Here is a 17,523-nt window from a genome sequence, read left to right on the forward strand (position 1 = left end):
AGATCATTCGAACCAGCCGGCTTTCGGTGCGTCAACAGACCAACGCATCCAGCCTGCGCGGCGCAATTTCACTTGCCGTCGATCGTTCATTGCGCTCTGCACGATGCAAATCGTCGAACGGTAGGCTCGCGAACCGAGTACCGACGGGCGACGCGTATCATGGCCATCATGCGATTCGACCGTGCTCGGGCATCGCCCAAAGGCATCGGCGCGCCGGAGCCGGCATCGTGGTCCCGACCTGCAGTGCGCCGGACCGGGCGCCACGCGTGCGCACCCGGATCGTCCGCTCTTCGCTCGTCCAGAATCCGTTCATGACCGACCTGACCATCGCAATCTGCAACTACAACCACGGCGCGTACCTGCGCGGCGCGATCGATTCGGCGCTCGCACAAACCGGGGACCGCGTGCGCGTGCTGGTCGTAGACGACGGTTCCACCGACGATTCACGCGACATCATTCGCTCGTACGGCGAGCGCGTGACGGCGGTGTTTCAGGAAAATCGCGGTCAGGTCGCGGCATACAACCGCGCGCTCGAACACGTCACGACGCGCTACGTCATCCTGCTCGACGCGGACGACCTGCTCTATCCAGACGCCGCGACCCGCGTACTGGCCGCGTTCGCGTCCGGCGATTTCGTGAAGGTGCATTTCCGGCTCGACGTGATCGCGCGGGACGGCGCGAGGACCGGGGCAAGCGTGCCGCAATCGGCCGTCGACACCGATTGCGGCCGCCTGCTGCGCGCCGGTTGGCTATACCCGTCGCCGCCGGCATCGGGCAACGCGTATCGCGTCGATGCGCTCAAACGCATCTTTCCGGTACCCGTCACCCCGGACAACCTGCATGGCGCCGATTTCTATGCGATCTACGGAATCGCGTTGCTCGGCGCCGTGCACATGATCGACGCCGCGCTTGGCGGCTATCGCGTCCACCAGCAGTCGGATGCGCGCGCCGCCGACGACACGCCGGCCCTCGCCCTCACCAATTCGGAAGACGCCGCAACGGGCGCGCTGAAGGCCGAACGCCGGTGGTCGACCCTGCGCATGATCGCAGGCACGCGGCTGCACGAAGCATTGCCGATCGCGCCGCTCGACTTCGCGATCGAAAAGGCCCGCTTCGCAAGCACGCTGTATCACGCGCCGCTCATGCGGCGCTGGCGCTGGTTCGTGTGCGAATCCGGGCGCTACTGGCACACCGTGCTGCGCAACCCGTTCTGGGGGCCGGCCAAGAAGATGGCCGTCGCCGGGCTGTCACTCGCATGCCTGCTGCCGTCAGCAACGCTCAGCAACCGCGCGATTCGCTACATCTCCAATCCTCTCGCACGCGTGCGCAAACCGTCCGGTCATCGCGCCGACGCCCGATAGCGGCATCGGCGCCGCGCTTGCAGCGCCGAATCGCTCCTTCGGTAAGCCATCGCACCCAGCGCGCCGCGCATGCGCTGCACAATGATCCGGACCAGTGGATTCACGCGCACTGACCGGATTTCGCCGCGCTTTCGCCTCCGGTTTTCGTAGTCGAAGCCGGCATCCGATGTTCTGACGAAACGTGCCGACACGCGAAGCGGCATGAATTCTTCATGTTGCATCGTGTGCGGCGCGCTCCGGAAACGCCTGCCCGATATCGCATCGGCTCAAGTTATCCGGCCGCCTCGCAAGCATCACACGTGCGACCACAACCGCAGGATCCAATGGCCGAGACCGACCTGCATTCATCAATCAGGAATGCATAGTTTAACGAACCCGACACCGAGATCGCACGATTTTCAGGGTGCTCATCGTCACGATGAGCGATGAATGTGCGATCGGATCGCTCGACCCAAGATGACCAAAGAAAAGATCGTTCATATTGCCGAGGCATTTGGCGGCGGCGTGCTTTCGATGCTGACCCATCTCGCGAACCATGCCGCGGCAAACGGTGTCGACGTGACGGTGCTGCATTCGATCCGAGCGGAAACCCCGACCGATTATTCAACGCTGTTCCTGCCCGACGTGAAGCTTGCATACGTCGACATGGCACGCGAGGTGAGCGTCAAACAGGATCTGCGGAGCTTGCGTGCGCTGGTCCGGCACCTGCGCGAATGCAAGCCCACCGTGATTCATCTGCACTCGTCGAAGGCCGGCGTGCTGGGGCGAATCGCCGCGCGAATCGCCGCTCCGGATGCGAGGGTCCTCTACTCGCCGCACGGACTCTCGTTCCTGCGCCGCGACGTATCGCGCATGAAGCAGTACACCTACCTGAGCTTCGAACGCATCGCGGCGCATATCGGCGGCACCATCGTCGCGTGCTCCGGCAGCGAACTCGCCGAAATCAAGGGAAGGGTCCGGGCGAAGTCGGCGGTGCTGGTGGAAAACGGCGTGAATGCGGCGGAGATTCCGCCGCGTCGACCGCGCGACGATCGCAAGGTCGTCATCGGGATGAGCGGCCGTGCGTCGTTCCAGAAGAATCACGAAGCATTCGTGCACCTCGCCGACGCGCTGCGCGGCGCTGACGTCGAATTTCTCTGGATCGGCGGCGACGCCGCCGAGATTCCGGACCCCGGCCAGCGCCGCGCCGTCGTCTGCAGCGGCTGGGTCACACGCGCTCGCGCGCTCGCGCTGACGTCGGAGCTGGACATCTACGTTCAGACTTCCCGCTGGGAAGGCATGCCGGTCGCGTTGATCGAAGCGCAGGTCGCCGGCATACCGGCCGTGGTGACAGACGTCGTGGGCAATCGCGACGTGGTGATCCACGGGGTGACCGGCTACGTCGCGTCGAACGCCGACGAGATGGCCGCCTATCTGAGACTGCTCCGCGACGATCGGCAGCTTCGCGAGGAAATGGGTGCGGCGGCCCGACAACGGGCGATTCAGCGATTCTCGATGAACGCGATCTTTCGTCAGTGGCACGCCCTTTACGGGCTCGACACCGACGCGCCGCGAACCGACGCGCGCGACTTCAAGCCAGTGGTTCCGGATCACGTCAAGGCCTGATTCCGATTTCGACCTCCCCTTATCGACATGATCGCTTTCAACAAATCGAAGCAACTCGTATACAACGGCCGGTTCACCACGCAGAAGACAACCGGCGTGCAACGCGTCGCGCGCGAACTGATCGCCGCGCTGATCAAGTTCCAGCCGCATGATCCGGTGACCGTGCTGGTGCCGCCCCAGCCCGGCGTCGAGGTAAGCGGCGCGAAGACAGTCAAGGTGGGCTTTTACAAAGGCGTGATCTGGGAACAGCTGATTCTCCCGCTATTCGCGCGCGGTGGCCGCATCGTCAATCTCAGCAACTCGGCATCCATTTTCGTCGGCAACCAGATCATCTACATGCACGACGCGGCTGTGTTCGACACGCCCGCGCATTTCTCCCGGGCGTTTCGCGTGTGGTACCGGGTCATGTTCTGGATCCTCGCGCGAACCTCCGTTTGCGTGCTGACCAACTCCCGTTTCTCGCGGGATCGCCTCGCGCATCACTGCGGCGTCTCCGCGGAAAAGATCAGCGTCGTGCCGCTCGGTGCGGATCATCTCGATGCGCTGGAGCCCGACACGAGCGTGCTCGACAAGCATGCGCTGACACCGGAGCGGTTCGTGCTCGCGGTCAGCAGCATGAATCCCACCAAGAACTTCGGCCGGCTGATCGCGGCGTTCCGGCAGATCAACGATCCGTCGGTCGATCTCGTCATCGTCGGCATGCGCAATGCCACCGTGTTCGGCAAGCAGGATGATCTCTCCGCAGCCGAACCGAACATCAAGTACGTGGGCTACATCAGCGACGAGCAACTGAAGGCGCTGTACCAGAACGCGGCGTGCTTCCTCTACCCGTCGATCTACGAAGGCTTCGGCATACCGCCGCTGGAGGCAATGCGCTACGGCTGCCCGGCGGTTGTCGGCAGATCGGCTGCGCTGCCGGAAGTCTGCGCCGATGCGGCGCTGTACTGCGATCCGTATTCGCAGGACGACATCGCGGAGAAGTTGCGCAGCCTGCTCGATTCTGCCGAGCTCAGGGCCGAGCTCAAGCGCAAGGGAAGCCTGCATGCGGAGAAATATCGGTGGAGCCGAAGCGCCGAGATGATGAAGGAGATCTTCGAGTCGCTGTAGGTCGACCGGCGCGTAACGTCATCGGGGAACGAGCGGAGCGACACGCCCTGCCGCCTCATGCGCTGCCGGACGTCGCAGTCGTGCCAGCGGCGGTCGCCATGCTCGGCAACTCGGCGCGGTTACGCGACGTTGACCGTGCTGCCGGCCGCGGCCCGTCGATTGCCGAACAGGCGCTTGCCGAGATACGACCTGACCGGCTCCTCGACGAACTTCGCGAGAGCGGCAGCGGAGACGATCGAAATACACGCAGCCAGCATCGCCGTTCTGACGACGTGGGTGTCGCCATGCGGCGCATAAGCGAACACCAGCCTTCCGATCGGGTAATGCACGCAATAGAGCGGATAAGAGATCCAGCCGAGGAATGTACTGATTCGTGCGATGACCTTGCCGCTCGGCGCCAGCATGGCGCCCCGGCAAACGAGCGCGGGCGCGACGAGCAACAGCACGGCAAGTGCGTACATTCCCTTGATCGACGTTGGGAAAACGACGACCAGCAGGAACGCGACGAATAGCAAGTAGTCTTTCTTGATGAACTCCGCGACAAACCAGCGCGGCCTGGCCGTGAAACCGGCGTCGTGCATCTTTCCGATCGCAACTCCGAGCAGGAAACCGTAGCCGACCCTGAAGAATCCGCCGATGAAGTTGTCGGCCGACCAACCCTGATTCAGGATCACGGTCAGCTTGTCGTTGTCGAGACCCACGAGCCATCCATACACGACGAAAGCCCCGAGGCACGCATACGCCAGTCGCAGCAGATTCTGCGCACTCATCCTGATTGCCGCGATCAGCACGACACTCGCGAACAGCTCGAAGAACAGCGACCATGCGGGCGGATTCAACGGAAACACCCCTGGGTCATCCACCGCCGGCAAGCCGTGACTCGCCGCGCCGACGAATCCCGACACCGAGAAACGGCCGAGATACGGAACGAGAAAATAGTTCTGGCCGGTGGCTGCCGCCAGCTTGCCCAGCGAAAATGCGGCCGACGAGTGGATACGCATGACGACGAGGCTCACGAAACCGATTGTGAGCCCGATGCATATCATCGGGTACAGACGTATCACGCGTCGCTTCAAATACTCGCCCCACCACGACTCCTGACGCAATCTTTCCCCGTAAGATTGCGTGAGGATGAACCCGCTCAGCATGAAAAAGACGTCCACCGAAAGATACGCGCTCTGCAGTATCGGAATCGGCAGATCCTGCAGGAAGTGCATCAACATCACGCTGATTGCCGCAATGCCGCGCAATCCGTCCAGAATCTCAAACTTCTGCTTGTGAATAGCCATGAAAAGTAGTGGCTCCGGGAAATATTGGTTTTGGGACCCGGCAATCTACAAAGTGGTCGAATGCCCCGTACCGCTCGACCTTTGCTGTTATCGCGAGAGCACTGAATCGACGTCCGCGGTGCGATTCCCGTGCACCGTTGCGCGCTGTCTTGCATTCCCGTCCGATCGAGATCCGTGAGCCTCCGGCGCAGCGCGCGCCGGCACCTTGGCGAACCAGTGGAATACGGCGATCAGCAGTACGACCGGCACGAAATTCCGTCCGCTGAACAGGTTCGGGGTCCGCATGATTTCCATGACCGACACGAACAGCACCGCGTGTACGCAGCACCAGAACCCGTTCCCGCTCCGCCAGCCCGCGTAACTGCGACCGACGGCCCAACCGAGCACGAGTGCGTCGAACAAGCCAAACCAGCCCCACTCGTAGAAGTGGACGAAGATCCCGGACGGATTATTGAATTCCGGATCGGCGTAGCCGTTCAGGAACAGGTTGATGCTGTCTCCCGAGTCGAGCCACGGTTGCAACGTCGCGCCGATGATCGGAAAGCGCAGCAGCCAGTCGAACGTAAACATCGGGTGGCCCTGGTCCCAGCCCAGCACGCTCAATATTCCCGCGCCGTTGTTCAACGACGTCGAGTAGTACAGGCCGAGGCGTTCGAGCGCGAAATCGAACAGGTTGTCGTAGATGTTGACGTAATAGGCTTCCCACGACCGGTTGTATTCGTTCGCGATGAACAGCCCGAACAGCAGCGGGATCGCCGCATACGGGCCGAACGTCAATAATCGCGAATACCTGCCGCCAAGCCGGAATCGCACGACCATGAGCGCTAGCGGCATCACCATTTCGATCAGCGCGAGCCGCTCGGCGAAGATGAAGCTGCGCACCAGTGTCAGCACCGCGAGCACGGCAAGGTAGACCTTGTAGCGATTCAGTCCCTTGACCGGGGTTCTGAACACATAGAAATACAGTACGACGTACGGTGCGGTCGCCTGCGTGAAGGTGCTCAGGCCCGTGATGCGCCCTTTCAGATCGAGCATGTCGTATGCGTTCGCCTCGCCTCGGACGAACGCGACCAGCAGTGCAGGATGCGTGGCGATGCCGCTCAGCAGCAATGCGTAGCCGAACAGCGCAAGCGCGAACACGAAATCGAGCACGCGAGGCGACAGTTCGATCGCGGCCGGCGGCGGACCTCTTCGCGTCCTCACTTCGGTCGTCGCGAGCCATGACGCGGCCATCACCACCATCAGGAACAGTGCACCGACGAACGCGTAGTAGCCGTCGAAGTAGATCCGCGCGATCGACTTCTGGTCGCCCAGCAGGCTGAGCGACAGCAATCCGTACAACGGGAGGATGAACATCAGCACGAGGCGCGCCGGATCTTCCCACCAATAGCCGGTATAACCGCCCGCGGCATCGCGCAGCCGCGCCATCCGGCGCATCGTCGCGGGGCGCTGTCGCGGCCCGCCTCCCATGCCGCCCGCTCGCCGGTTCATGACGCCCGTTCCACCCGTTGCCGCGGCGCGATCACCCCGGCATATCCGGACGCAGCCTGATGGGTGTTGGTATCCGTATAACCGTAGTCGTACCGTCCCGGCGCACCCTTGTAATCGTTCAGGACCACACCGCGCACATCGATATGCGCGTGCTCGAGTCGTCGCGCGCTTTCTTCGAGTTCGGCGAGCGTCGTCACTCCGCTGCGCGCAACGAGGAACACGGTTCCGGCGAGGCGTCCAAGCACCAGCGCATCGGCCACCGGCAGCAACGGCGGGCCGTCGATCACGACCATGTCGTAGCGCGAGGCGACCTGCCCGATCAGGTCGACGAGCGCGGGTTGCAGCAGCAGTTCGCCCGGATCGGGTACGACGCTGCCCATCGCGATGAAATCGAGACCCGGCACGACGCCACGCTTGATCGCCTCGTCGAGCTTATGGGTGCCTGCCACCACGTCGGACAGGCCCGGTGCACGGCTGTAGCGGAACCGCTCGTGCAGCGAGCCCTTGCGCAGGTCGGCATCGATCAGCAGCACGCGTCGCTTCGCCGCGCCGACGAGCGACGCGATATTCGCGGCGACGAACGACTTGCCGACACCCGTGGTGGGCCCGGAAATCAGGACTACGGGATTCGATGCGTCCGGCATCGACAGCTGCAGCGCCGCGCGAAAATTGCGCAGGCTCTCGAGCGCCGCGTCCTGGACGGCGACCGGCGAAACCGGTGCGCGCACGTCGCGCCGTCCGCCCTTCGGGCGCAACTCCGCTTGCGCCGCGACCGGGCTGTGCGGCACGGTTGCGAACACGGGCAGCCCCGTCGTCCATTCGATTTCCTCGGCATCGCCGATCGTGCCGACGACGCGCTGCCGCACGATCACGATCGCCGCACCGGCCAGCAGGCCCAACATCAGCATCGCGATGACGGCGACGCCGCGATGCGGGCCGATCGGCTGCTCCGCCACCTTCGCCGTATCGACGATCCGCACGGTGCCCGTCTTGCTGGCCCGCGCGAGGATCATCTGCTGGCGCGTATTGAGCAGGTTCGTGTACAGCGCGGTATCGACTGCCACATCGCGCTGCAGTTGCAGCACGCCCTGTTCGACGGCAGGCAGTTGCTGGATCTGCTTGCGGGTCGTGTCGAGCGAACGCTGCGCGTCGGAGAGCTGGGCATCGACGGCCACTACGGCCGGATGCTTCGGCATGAAGCGCGTGAGCAATTCCTCGCGCCGCTGCTGCAACGTCTGCACGCGCGTCTCGATGTCGACCGACTGCTGGCGCAATGCCAGCGCCTCGTCGCTCGTGTTGACCGTACCGTGCGAGGCCCGGAACGCGTTGAACCGGCCCTCGGCTTTTTCCAGCTGCGCCTTGAGCTGCGGAAGCTGCGCATCCATGAAGCGGATCAGCTTGTCGGCCGCCTCGGACTTGCGCTGCGTATTCTGCGCGAGGTACGCGTCGCCGATCGCATTCAGCACACGGCTGTCGTGCACGGGATCGGTGCCGTCGAGCGTCACGCCGATCATGTTCGACTGCTTGCCGCGCTCCGAGATCAGCGCGTTCTTCTGCAGCCAGGCCGTCGCCTCCTCGTCGCTGTAGCGTGTCAGGTCGAAGCGTGCGCCGGGCTTGCCGGCCACGCCGCGCACGAAGATGTCGAGCGGCCCCTGCGGTGTCTCGACATGCAGCGGCTGGCCGATGCGCCCCTGCCATGCCGGGCCGGTTCGGCCGAACCAGCCGATACGTTGCAGCGTGTACGCGCCGTCGTCGCCGATGGTCAGCGCGAAGCGCTTGCCGAGCAGGCGCTTGGGCACGTCGAAGGTCGGCACGTCGATACGCTCGGTGCCGTATACGTAGCCGCCCGGCAACGGCGACGACACCCCGTCGGCTGCATTGACGAGCCGCCAGCCGATCAGCGGCAGGTAGTGCGGCCGCGCGTCGACGGCCAGATTGATGCTGTCGATCGCGCGATCGAGCACCGCACGGGATTTCAGCACTTCGATCTCGGTCGATGCGTCCGTCTTCAGGTCGAACACCGACGACGGATCGCCCGTGGGCGACGTCGATTTCGAGTCGGTCGGGCTTTGCTCGACCTGGAACAGGATGTCGGTCCGGTAGACGGGCGCCGCACACAGCGCATACACCGCGCCGATGAGCGCGCCCGCGAGCGCCGTGCAAAGGATCAGGCGCCGGCCGCCGTACAGCATGCCCCAGTAGCGGCGCACCGGATAGGACGAACGAAGTGCGGGCCCGCCGTGCGGGTCGTGCATGGTCGAAGAAGTCATACGGCATCAGTCCCGTAGGCGCGACGCGCGGTCGCGATGACGAAATGGGTCACGAAGGTCACGGCGAAATCGCCTTGGCCGTCAGCGCTCCCTGCGCGGACGACGGAATCAGCAGGTTGACGACGCGGCTCCAGCGCACCAGCGACGACGCATCGACGAACACGACGTCGCGACGCTCGAGCGGAAACTGGTCGGCCAGCGCGAACGACGCGGGCGAACTGCCGTCGAGGTGGTACACCCGCGGGCGGTTGTCCGCGCCGCGACGCACGACGAACACCTGGCGTGCATCCGACGTGTACTGGCTCGCGCCTCCCGTGTCGCCGAGCGCTTCGCCGAGGCTCATCCGGCCGTCGGTCAGCGTCAGCGTCGCGGGGCGCGACACCTCGCCGAGCACGAACACCTTCGCGTCGCTCGCCGCGCGCACGCGCACCAGGTCGCCGTCGCGCAGCAGGATGTTCGACGGATTGACGCCCGCGGCGATCAATGCGGGCAGGCTCACGTTCACCGTCTTGTCGCCGCGCGTGACCGACACCTGCGAACGATCGGCCGTCGCGGTAAAGCCGCCCGCCCGGTCGATCGCCTCGGGCAGCGTCATCGGCATGTCGTTGACGATCTGCAGACCGGGCGTGCGCACTTCGCCATCGAGATAGACACGCTTGCTGCGATAGGTCTGCACGCGCAGTGCGATCTGCGGCTTGCGCACGTATTCGCCGAGCCGCTTGGTGAGCAGCGCGCGCGCCTGCGCCTCGGTCAACCCCGCCACGTGCACGAGGCCCGCGTACGCGAACTGCACGTTGCCGTTGGCGTCGACCGTGTAGCCGGTCGAAACCGAACTGGCGCCGACGCCGTCGCCGCTGCCCATCGTCTGCGTGGTCGGCAGGTTCAACTCGGGGTGGTCCCACACGACGATGCCGAGCACGTCGCCAGGCCCGATCGTGTATGGCTTCGGCTTGCCGAACAGCTGACGGATTTCCGCATCGACATTGGCGGGCTGCCCCGCACGCTGCTGCGCGACGAACGCCGGCGTGATTTCGATCAGTTCCTCGCGCGACACGTTCTGCACGCCGTCGAGGCCACCCGCACCCGATGCATCGGCACTCACGCGCGCATTCGCGTCACGGTCGGCAGGTGCCCGGTACGTCATGCCGGGCGACAGCGCACATGCACTCAGCGCACACGCGGCCGCCACGATCGCCATGCGCGACAGCCACGGTGCGCGACGGATGCCGGCCATGCGTGGCCGCGGCGATCCGAGCGTCGATTCTGGTTGCGTGGTCATTGACATCGTGCCCTTCCAAAACTGTGTGGTAACCCGCCGAACGCGGCGAATTCCGGCATTACGCTTGCCGGCGCGGCTCGCATCGCGCTGCCGCGCCTCCCTCTACACCGCACGTCATTCCGTACGATTCGTCATGAACTGCTCTTCGTCGCGTTCGTCATTCGTCTGCATCGTCCTGGCCGGCATTGCCTGCGCGGTCAATGCGCAGACGTCACCCGCCGTCCCGGCCGACGCGCCGGCGTTTGCATCGTCGGCGGCGCTTCCGCCGGCACCGCTGCAACGTTCCGCGCAAGCCGCGCCGGCGGTCGACGCTGCCGATCCCGCTGCAGCCGCGTCCGCGGTCGCGATGCCCGCTCTCGCGCATCCGGCTGCCGGCACCGCCGGCGAACCCGACACGCGCGCCCGTCGCACGCTGCGCCGGCCGCTCGTACCGGGGCGGCCGCATCGCCCGCAACCGGCCAGTGCGCCCGCCGACGACACATGGCGCAGCGACACGTTGTACGCGTCGCCCTACGCGAAGTCGCCGTACGAGCACCCGGGAGATCCGGACTGACGCGTGCCGTCCGGCCATGCGGGAACGTGACCGGCGATGCGTCGATACGGGATTGGACACCACGGCGAACGGTGCGTCTGTGAGCGACCCCACCCAACGCCGATCTTCATATGTAACGGGGATCGCACCCCGAAGTGCCAAGGCCGTGCGACGCACCGCGCATCACGGCCGACCGACCGACACGCTCGCGTACGATCCGGCCGCCGCTTCGGGTGCGGCCGGATCGGCGACGCGCGCGACCGGCCGGGTCGAGTCGCGGCCCAGCGCCTGCATGCACCGGTCGATCACGATGTCGGTGCCCACCGCGCCGTACACCGCGTGGTCGACCTCCGGCTCGAGGTGCAGACGCACATGACGCGAGCGCCGGAACGCGCGCTCGACTGCGCCGAAGTGACGCCGGACATCGTCGATACCCGGATCGAGCGCGCCGTACACCAGCGTCGTCCATACGTCGCGCTGCGCGAGCGCGTGCATCACGCCGCGTGGCGTGCCGAGGCCCGGCTTCCAGCCGACGCGCGCCGCGAGTGCCTTCGCCGGCACGCTGACCCGCGCGATCGCATTCGCGGCCACTGCGCGCACGATCGGCCGCAGATCGCGCCGTTCCCGCACGAGACGCTTCCACTTCTGCCAGTCGCGCACCGACAGCCAGTAGCCGCGCACCGAGTTGTTCCGCTGCTTCTGCACCGCCTCGAGCGAGAGCCCGGCCGGCCACACGAAGCGGGCCAGGTTGATCGCGATCACGCCGCCGAGCGACGGGGTCTTCACTGCCGCGTGCAACGCCGCATACGCGCCGGAACAAATGCCGGCAGCGGCGACCTCGGGGTGCCCGAGCGCGCGCAGCCAGTCGGCAGCAGCAGCCACGTCGTCGCTCGACTGCGCCGAATACACGACGCCCGACTGATCGTCCAGCGCAGCGGGCCCGCTATCGCCGACGCCATGCACGTCGATTCGCAGCGTCGTCACGCCGGCGCGTGCCAGCGTGCGCGCGAGGCGCACGCTGAAGCGTCCTTCGCCGCTGCGCGGATTGGTCGACGTGTTCGCGATCACGACCGCCGGTCCTGCCGGATTCGCCGGCCGCGTGTCGGCGGGACGGCACAGCACGCCGACCAGTCGGTGCGGACCGACCGCGACGACCTGCTCGGTCATGTCGTGCAAGTCGAGCGCGACAGCCGACTCGCCATTCCACGTCGGATCTGCTCGCGACGACGTCTCGACGCTCTTCGGCATACCCGGCGCGCGTTCGACGATCCAGTCCGAGAGCGTGTCGATTGCCGCGAGCGGCAAGCGCGAGCGCGTACCGTCCAGCATCGTCGTCGGCCATTCGCGAAACGGATCGCTCGCCACGTCGACGCCGCGCTCGAGCAGCGCCTCGCGCAATGCCGGCCCGTCGCCCTGATCGGGCTGGATCAGCAGCATCGCGCCGGGCAACGTCGGCGCATCGCGCACGACGTCGCACAGATCGACCGCCTTCAGCGCTTCGACGAAATCGGCGGGGAACCGGTGGCCGAGCACGTTCATGCACGGTTCGTCGCGATGCGCGGCGCGGATTGCGGGCGACGTGGTATCGAGCCACTGGCGATGCACGAACGACAGCTCACGCAGGTAGGCGCGGCCGCGCACGACCGGTGCCAGCCCCACCAGTGCGTCCACGCGCGGCGCCGGATGCGGGCCGATGCCCGCCGCGGCCAGCATCGCGAACATCGCGCCCGCGCGGATCCCGACGAGCGTCACCGCGGTCACGCCAACCTGATCGCGCAACAGGTCGATCGCATCGTGAATGCTGGCGATGCTCGCGGCATGCCGACCGGCGTCGCGATCGTCGCCCGCCGAGTCGCCGGTGCACGGATAGCTGAATCGCAATACCGTGACACCCTCGCGGGCCAGCCGCTCCGCGATCGCCCGCATGAGCTTGTACGTCCACGAAGCCTCGTGACCCAGCGATTCGCACAGGATCACGCCTTGTGTCGTCTGTCCTTCGTGCAGCCACCCCACGCAGCTGCCGAACGTTATCGGCTTCAATCGGTACTCCTCGGATTGGTATTTGTTATCGGATGCGGACATGCGCTCCGGCGGCTCCACCGGAATCGGCCATTCCACGATCATGTGACTGCGCTACGGCGCACGACCCTCGGACAACGGACATCCGCCGCGCCCCTGCGCGACGCGTCCGGCCTGCGACGTGCGTCGTCCTGGCCCGCTGCCGAGAACGGCCCGTTCGCGGTCCGAGTCGTCATCAGGCCGTTTCGCCGCGAACCAAAACAGTCGTTCGATTAAAGCACTCGGTCCGAGCGTTCTTCGGTGCGCCAGCTTACAAATGCATTCATCACTACCGCGATACAACGAGGCACCTGCTGTCCCGATTCGAGCCGCGGCTGTGTACCGAATCCGCGAAAGGTAGGCTCGCGAACACTGTCCCCCTGCCCGGCCCGTATCATGACCGCCATACGATGTGGCCGTGTCCGGCTCCGCCGGGCGAGACCGGTGCCTGCCGGAACGGGCCGCGAAGCCATGCAGCCGGGTCAGCGCCGACCGGCTGCGCAAGCGCACCGCGGCCCGCACGCCGCCCAGCGACACCCACGGCGCCGACCAAGCGAATGTCAAACCTCAAGAAGAATTTCCTGCTGCTGCTGACGCTGCAGATTTCGATGTATGCGGTACCGCTGCTGATCGCACCGCTGCTCACGCACGCGCTGGGCCCGGAGGGCTACGGGCAGCTCGCGTTCTCGCTTGCGGTCATCGCGTACCTCACCAACTGCACGAGCTACAGCTTCGACCTGACCGCCACGCCACGCATCGCGCTCGCCCGCGACGATCGCGCCGAACGCTCCCGCATCTTCTGGGCGACGCTGTATGCGCAGATCGGCATCGCGGTGATCTGCTTCATCGTGCTGGTCGGACTGATCATGCTGGTCGGCCGCTTCGGCGAGGACCGCGACCTGCTGCTGATCGGCTTCGGGATGGTGGCCGGCGTGGCTTTCACGCCGGGCTGGTATTTCCAGGGCATGGAGAAGCTGCGCGCGCTGAGCGTGATCCTGTTCGTCGGTCGCATCCTGAGCCTGCCGGCGATGTTCGCGCTCGTGCACAGTCCGGCCGATATCGACCGTGCGATGATCGTCAACGCCGCCGTCCCGACGCTGTCCGCACTCGTGCTCGGCGTCTATCTGTATGCGCAGCGCGAAATCGACTTCGTTCGCGTCGGTTTCGCCGACATCGCCGAATCGCTGAAAGGCGGCTGGCAGGTGTTCCTCGCGTCGACGTCGATTGCGTTCTATGCGTCGACCAACACCGTGCTGCTCGGCTTCGTGTCGGGCAACGTCGCGGCCGGCTATTTCGCCGCCGGCGACAAGCTGATCCGCGCGGCACTCAGCATGCTCCAGCCGCTGAAGGCCGCCACCTATCCACGCATCAGCTACCTGATGCGGCATGCGCGAAACGACGCATTCTCGTTCCTGCGCAAGCTGTTCGTCGTGCAGGTCGCGATGGTGCTCGGCATCTCGCTCGCGATCTTCTTCGGCGCGCCGCTCGCCGTGCGCATCCTGTACGGCCCTTCATACGAACCGACGGTCCAGGTGTTGCGCTGGATGGCGTTCATTCCATTCATGGCCGGGATGACCGATCTATTCGGTGTGCAGACGATGCTTCCGCTCGGGATGAAATCGGAATTCACGCGGGTGCTCATGTCATCGGGCATTCTGAACATCGTGCTCGTGCCCGTGCTCGCGAAGTACTTCGCCGAACTGGGTGCCGCAGCCGCCGTGCTCACGGCCGAGGCTGCGGTCGCAGCGGCGCTCGCGACCGTCGTCTATCGCGCCGGGATTCCGCTTCCCGGCAGTCCCGTCGCTCGGCGCGGCTAGGCCCGTTCACGCCCCTCCGGTTTCCCCGGAGGCAGCCGGAATCCGACGGCATCGCGTTCGATGCGCGCGCAACGAGCCGCCTCGCGCAAGCACGCACGTCTGCGCCTCCCTCCCGTCCGAGCGCTCGCGCGCAGGTACTTCTTACCCTGCTGCACACGCACAATCAGAACCGCTTACCGTCTTTTTCCCGCGCGACGCAATCGCATCGAAAAAAGATCGTATGTATCGGTAGAAACACCGATGCTGTAGTCAAACTACATTCGTACGATTGGCCACTGCAGAGAATCGCTACATCCGATTCGGCAGTGTCGGGCGGTCCGCGTCGCCGTCCGCGTTGTTCGATCGGGCCCAACCGGCCGTAACGATTCCCCGCCTGGTCTGGCATGCCGACGCGCAATCACCCTGCATCGCCAGCCGAATGCGTCCGGTGCGAATCCACCGGCCGCGCGCAGCTCCAGACATCATCCGAACAACCGGCAATACGATCATGGAGAGCAACATGCGGGACACACTCTGGCCGGCCGCCGTGCTGGCAGCGGCCCTCTGCACCACCGCCTATGCAGGCAACGCCGACTTCAATTCGCAGGGCGACGCCACCGACACGTTCGCATCGTCGGCCGCGCAACGGCGCGCCGATCTCCTCGTGCGCAAGATGACGCTCGACGAGAAATTGCAGTTCATTCATTCGCAATACGAAATGTCAAAAGTGCCGGGCGGCGGTGCCGGCTACATCCAGGGCGTGCCGCGGCTCGGCATTCCCGATCTCAACATGGTCGACTCCGCGACCGGCTCCGGCAGCACGTCGCAGGCGAGCACGACCTTCCCCGCGACGATTGCCGTTGCCGCGAGCTGGGATCGCCGCCTGTCGTACGACTATGGCAAGCAGGTCGCGATCCAGTTGCGCGCACAAGGATTCGGCATGGGTCTCGGCGGCGGGACCAACCTCGCGCGCGAGCCGCGCGGCGGCCGGCTGTTCGAGTATCTCGGCGAGGACCCGCTGCTGGCCGGCGACCTGCTCGCGGAGCGCACGCTCGCCACGCAGCGGCAGAAGGTCATCGCGACCATCAAGCACTATGCCGGCAACGAGCAGGAACATGGCCGGATGGGCGGCAACACGCAGATCGACGAGCGCACGTTGCGCGAACTCTACCTGCTGCCGTTCGAGATCGCCGCGAAACGCGGGCAGCCCGGCAGCGTGATGTGCAGCTACAACCGGCTGAACGGCACGTATGCATGCGAGAACAATCATCTGCTGAACGACGTGCTGAAGAATGAATGGGGCTTCCAGGGCCAGGTGCAATCCGACTGGGGCGCGGCGCACAGCACCGCTGCAGCGATCAATGCCGGGCTCGACGAGGAAGAGGACGTCGGGCCGACCGTGTATCTGACGCCAGCCGCCGTCAAGCAGGCAATCGCGAACGGCTCGGTGTCGACCGCGCGCCTCGACGGCATGGTGCGCCGCAAGCTGGCCGTGATGATTCGCGTCGGCGTGATGGACGATCCGGCCAAGGGTGGCGGCTCGATCGATTTCGCGGCGGCGAACCGGTTCGCACAGGGCGTCGCGGAGCAGTCGATCGTTCTGCTGAAGAACGACGGCAACCAGTTGCCGCTGGCGGCAGCGGCGTTGTCGCGCATCGCCGTGATCGGCGGCCACGCCGATGCGGCCGTGCTGTCCGGCGGCGGCTCGGGCAATACGCGCGATCCCGTCACCGGTTCGTTCGCAGGCTGCGGCGGGCTGACCTTCGGGTCGTCGACGGGTTGCAGCTGGTGGCGCAATCCGTGGCTCAAGGTCGACGTGCCGATCGTCGCGGCGATCCGCGCGCTCGCGCCGGCAGCGCAGGTGACGTTCGCCGGCAACAGCGACCAGCAGTCGCCGTTCCGCGCGTACACGCAGCAGGAAATCGATCAGGCCGCCGCGCTCGCGGGCCGCTCGGACGTCGCGATCGTCGTGGTCGCGCAGCCGGCCGGCGAGGATTTCGGTGATCTGCAAAGCCTGAGCCTCGCGAATCCGTCGAATCAGGACGCGCTCGTCGAAGCGGTCGCGCGTGCGAATCCGCACACGATCGTCGTCGTGCAGAGCGGCAATCCGGTGCTGATGCCGTGGAAGGACAACGTGTCGGCGATCGTCGAGGCTTGGTATCCGGGCGAGGCCGGCGGCAAGGCCATCGCGAACGTGCTGTTCGGCGCGGTCAATCCGTCCGGCAAACTGCCCGTCACGTTCCCGGCGCGCGACCAGGATTCACCGGCATGGGGGCAGAACGGTACGTTCGAGAACGATCCGGTCTACGCGGAGAAGCTGAACATGGGCTATCGCTGGTACGACGCGCGCAACATCAAGCCGATGTTCGAATTCGGCTACGGGCTGTCGTACACGCACTTCGCGTATTCGGGCCTGTCGGTGTCGCGGCAACGGGACGGCTCGCTGAGCGTCGCATTTACCGTGCGCAATGATGGGCGCGTCGCCGGCGCGGAAACGCCGCAGGTTTATCTCGGCGTGCCGTACAAGGACGAACCGCCGAAGCGGTTGGTCGGCTGGGAAAAAATCCGGCTGAATCCGGGCGAGGCCCGGCACGTGCGCGTGACCGTGTCGCCGCGGATGCAGAGCGTGTGGGACACCTCGCGCAATGGCTGGAAGTTCGTGCCGGGCGGGACGGTGTATGTGGGTGCATCGTCGCGCGATATCCGGCTGCAAGGCAGTTGAGCGGACAGCCCGG

The 17,523-nt window shown here is 65.7% G+C and carries 12 protein-coding genes; 6 read left to right on the forward strand and 6 right to left on the reverse strand.

Annotation, left to right across the window (positions count from 1 at the left end; all coding sequences use genetic code 11):
- The first annotated feature begins 311 nt into the window (after positions 1-311).
- Entirely contained in the window at positions 312-1,361 is a 1,050-nt protein-coding gene (locus tag HW466_RS03445) for a glycosyltransferase family 2 protein (protein ID WP_059799022.1), read from the forward strand.
- Here HW466_RS03445 and HW466_RS03450 read toward each other — a convergent pair.
- Positions 1,340-1,582, reverse strand: coding sequence for a hypothetical protein (locus tag HW466_RS03450; protein WP_155628081.1), 243 nt, complete (start codon positions 1,580-1,582; stop codon positions 1,340-1,342). The genes HW466_RS03445 and HW466_RS03450 overlap by 22 nt on opposite strands.
- A 235-nt stretch (positions 1,583-1,817) precedes the next feature.
- Here HW466_RS03450 and HW466_RS03455 point away from each other — a divergent pair, with 235 nt between their 5' ends.
- Together HW466_RS03455 and HW466_RS03460 are read left to right on the forward strand one after the other, a co-directional pair.
- Positions 1,818-2,966: a glycosyltransferase gene (locus tag HW466_RS03455; protein ID WP_151004308.1), complete on the forward strand. Its 1,149-nt coding sequence runs from the start codon at positions 1,818-1,820 to the stop codon at positions 2,964-2,966.
- A 27-nt stretch (positions 2,967-2,993) separates the two neighbouring features.
- Positions 2,994-4,073: a glycosyltransferase family 4 protein gene (locus tag HW466_RS03460; RefSeq protein WP_151004302.1), complete on the forward strand. Its 1,080-nt coding sequence runs from the start codon at positions 2,994-2,996 to the stop codon at positions 4,071-4,073.
- A gap of 119 nt (positions 4,074-4,192) precedes the next feature.
- Here the strand turns inward: HW466_RS03460 and HW466_RS03465 are convergent, their stop codons facing one another.
- The 4 genes from HW466_RS03465 to HW466_RS03480 all read right to left on the reverse strand — a co-directional run bounded on the left by HW466_RS03465 (position 4,193) and on the right by HW466_RS03480 (position 10,408).
- Positions 4,193-5,362 (reverse strand): acyltransferase family protein, encoded by a 1,170-nt coding sequence (locus HW466_RS03465; RefSeq protein WP_151004300.1) that lies wholly within the window; start codon positions 5,360-5,362, stop codon positions 4,193-4,195.
- Positions 5,363-5,449: 87 nt separating this feature from the next.
- On the reverse strand, positions 5,450-6,853 hold the full coding sequence (locus HW466_RS03470) for an oligosaccharide repeat unit polymerase (protein WP_151004298.1): 1,404 nt from the start codon (positions 6,851-6,853) through the stop codon (positions 5,450-5,452).
- On the reverse strand, positions 6,850-9,123 hold the full coding sequence (locus HW466_RS03475) for a polysaccharide biosynthesis tyrosine autokinase (protein ID WP_151004296.1): 2,274 nt from the start codon (positions 9,121-9,123) through the stop codon (positions 6,850-6,852). Before HW466_RS03475 ends, HW466_RS03470 begins: the two co-directional genes overlap by 4 nt.
- Before the next feature lie 58 nt (positions 9,124-9,181).
- On the reverse strand, positions 9,182-10,408 hold the full coding sequence (locus HW466_RS03480) for a polysaccharide biosynthesis/export family protein (RefSeq protein WP_059507295.1): 1,227 nt from the start codon (positions 10,406-10,408) through the stop codon (positions 9,182-9,184).
- Here HW466_RS03480 and HW466_RS03485 point away from each other — a divergent pair.
- Positions 10,320-10,955 carry a hypothetical protein gene (locus HW466_RS03485; protein WP_239005888.1) on the forward strand — a complete coding sequence of 212 codons (636 nt, stop codon included), beginning with the start codon at positions 10,320-10,322 and terminating at the stop codon, positions 10,953-10,955. The two genes, HW466_RS03480 and HW466_RS03485, sit on opposite strands and share 89 nt — an antisense overlap.
- A 162-nt stretch (positions 10,956-11,117) precedes the next feature.
- On the opposite strand, the gene HW466_RS03490 is transcribed toward HW466_RS03485, so the two are convergent.
- The gene (locus HW466_RS03490) at positions 11,118-12,974 is read right to left on the reverse strand and encodes a serine aminopeptidase domain-containing protein (protein ID WP_151004136.1); all 1,857 of its coding nucleotides are present in this window, start codon (positions 12,972-12,974) and stop codon (positions 11,118-11,120) included.
- Positions 12,975-13,549: 575 nt separating this feature from the next.
- Between HW466_RS03490 and HW466_RS03495 the strand changes: the two genes are divergently transcribed.
- Both HW466_RS03495 and HW466_RS03500 read left to right on the forward strand, forming a co-directional pair.
- Positions 13,550-14,809: an oligosaccharide flippase family protein gene (locus tag HW466_RS03495; RefSeq protein ID WP_151004134.1), complete on the forward strand. Its 1,260-nt coding sequence runs from the start codon at positions 13,550-13,552 to the stop codon at positions 14,807-14,809.
- A 499-nt stretch (positions 14,810-15,308) separates the two neighbouring features.
- On the forward strand, positions 15,309-17,510 hold the full coding sequence (locus HW466_RS03500; RefSeq protein ID WP_151004132.1) for a glycoside hydrolase family 3 C-terminal domain-containing protein: 2,202 nt from the start codon (positions 15,309-15,311) through the stop codon (positions 17,508-17,510).
- The last annotated feature ends 13 nt before the right edge of the window (positions 17,511-17,523 follow it).

Source organism: Burkholderia territorii (assembly GCF_902833055.1).
Classification (GTDB): domain Bacteria; phylum Pseudomonadota; class Gammaproteobacteria; order Burkholderiales; family Burkholderiaceae; genus Burkholderia; species Burkholderia territorii.

Bases quoted from the DNA above. Each gene is read 5' to 3' on its own strand.
- HW466_RS03455 (WP_151004308.1), top strand. From the start codon at position 1,818: ATGACCAAAGAAAAGATCGTTCATATTGCCGAGGCATTTGGCGGCGGC.
- HW466_RS03480 (WP_059507295.1), bottom strand. From the start codon at position 10,408: ATGTCAATGACCACGCAACCAGAATCGACGCTCGGATCGCCGCGGCCA.
- HW466_RS03485 (WP_239005888.1), top strand. From the start codon at position 10,320: ATGCGCGACAGCCACGGTGCGCGACGGATGCCGGCCATGCGTGGCCGC.
- HW466_RS03445 (WP_059799022.1), top strand. From the start codon at position 312: ATGACCGACCTGACCATCGCAATCTGCAACTACAACCACGGCGCGTAC.
- HW466_RS03460 (WP_151004302.1), top strand. From the start codon at position 2,994: ATGATCGCTTTCAACAAATCGAAGCAACTCGTATACAACGGCCGGTTC.
- HW466_RS03465 (WP_151004300.1), bottom strand. From the start codon at position 5,362: ATGGCTATTCACAAGCAGAAGTTTGAGATTCTGGACGGATTGCGCGGC.
- HW466_RS03495 (WP_151004134.1), top strand. From the start codon at position 13,550: ATGTCAAACCTCAAGAAGAATTTCCTGCTGCTGCTGACGCTGCAGATT.
- HW466_RS03470 (WP_151004298.1), bottom strand. From the start codon at position 6,853: ATGAACCGGCGAGCGGGCGGCATGGGAGGCGGGCCGCGACAGCGCCCC.
- HW466_RS03450 (WP_155628081.1), bottom strand. From the start codon at position 1,582: ATGCAACATGAAGAATTCATGCCGCTTCGCGTGTCGGCACGTTTCGTC.
- HW466_RS03500 (WP_151004132.1), top strand. From the start codon at position 15,309: ATGCGGGACACACTCTGGCCGGCCGCCGTGCTGGCAGCGGCCCTCTGC.
- HW466_RS03475 (WP_151004296.1), bottom strand. From the start codon at position 9,123: ATGACTTCTTCGACCATGCACGACCCGCACGGCGGGCCCGCACTTCGT.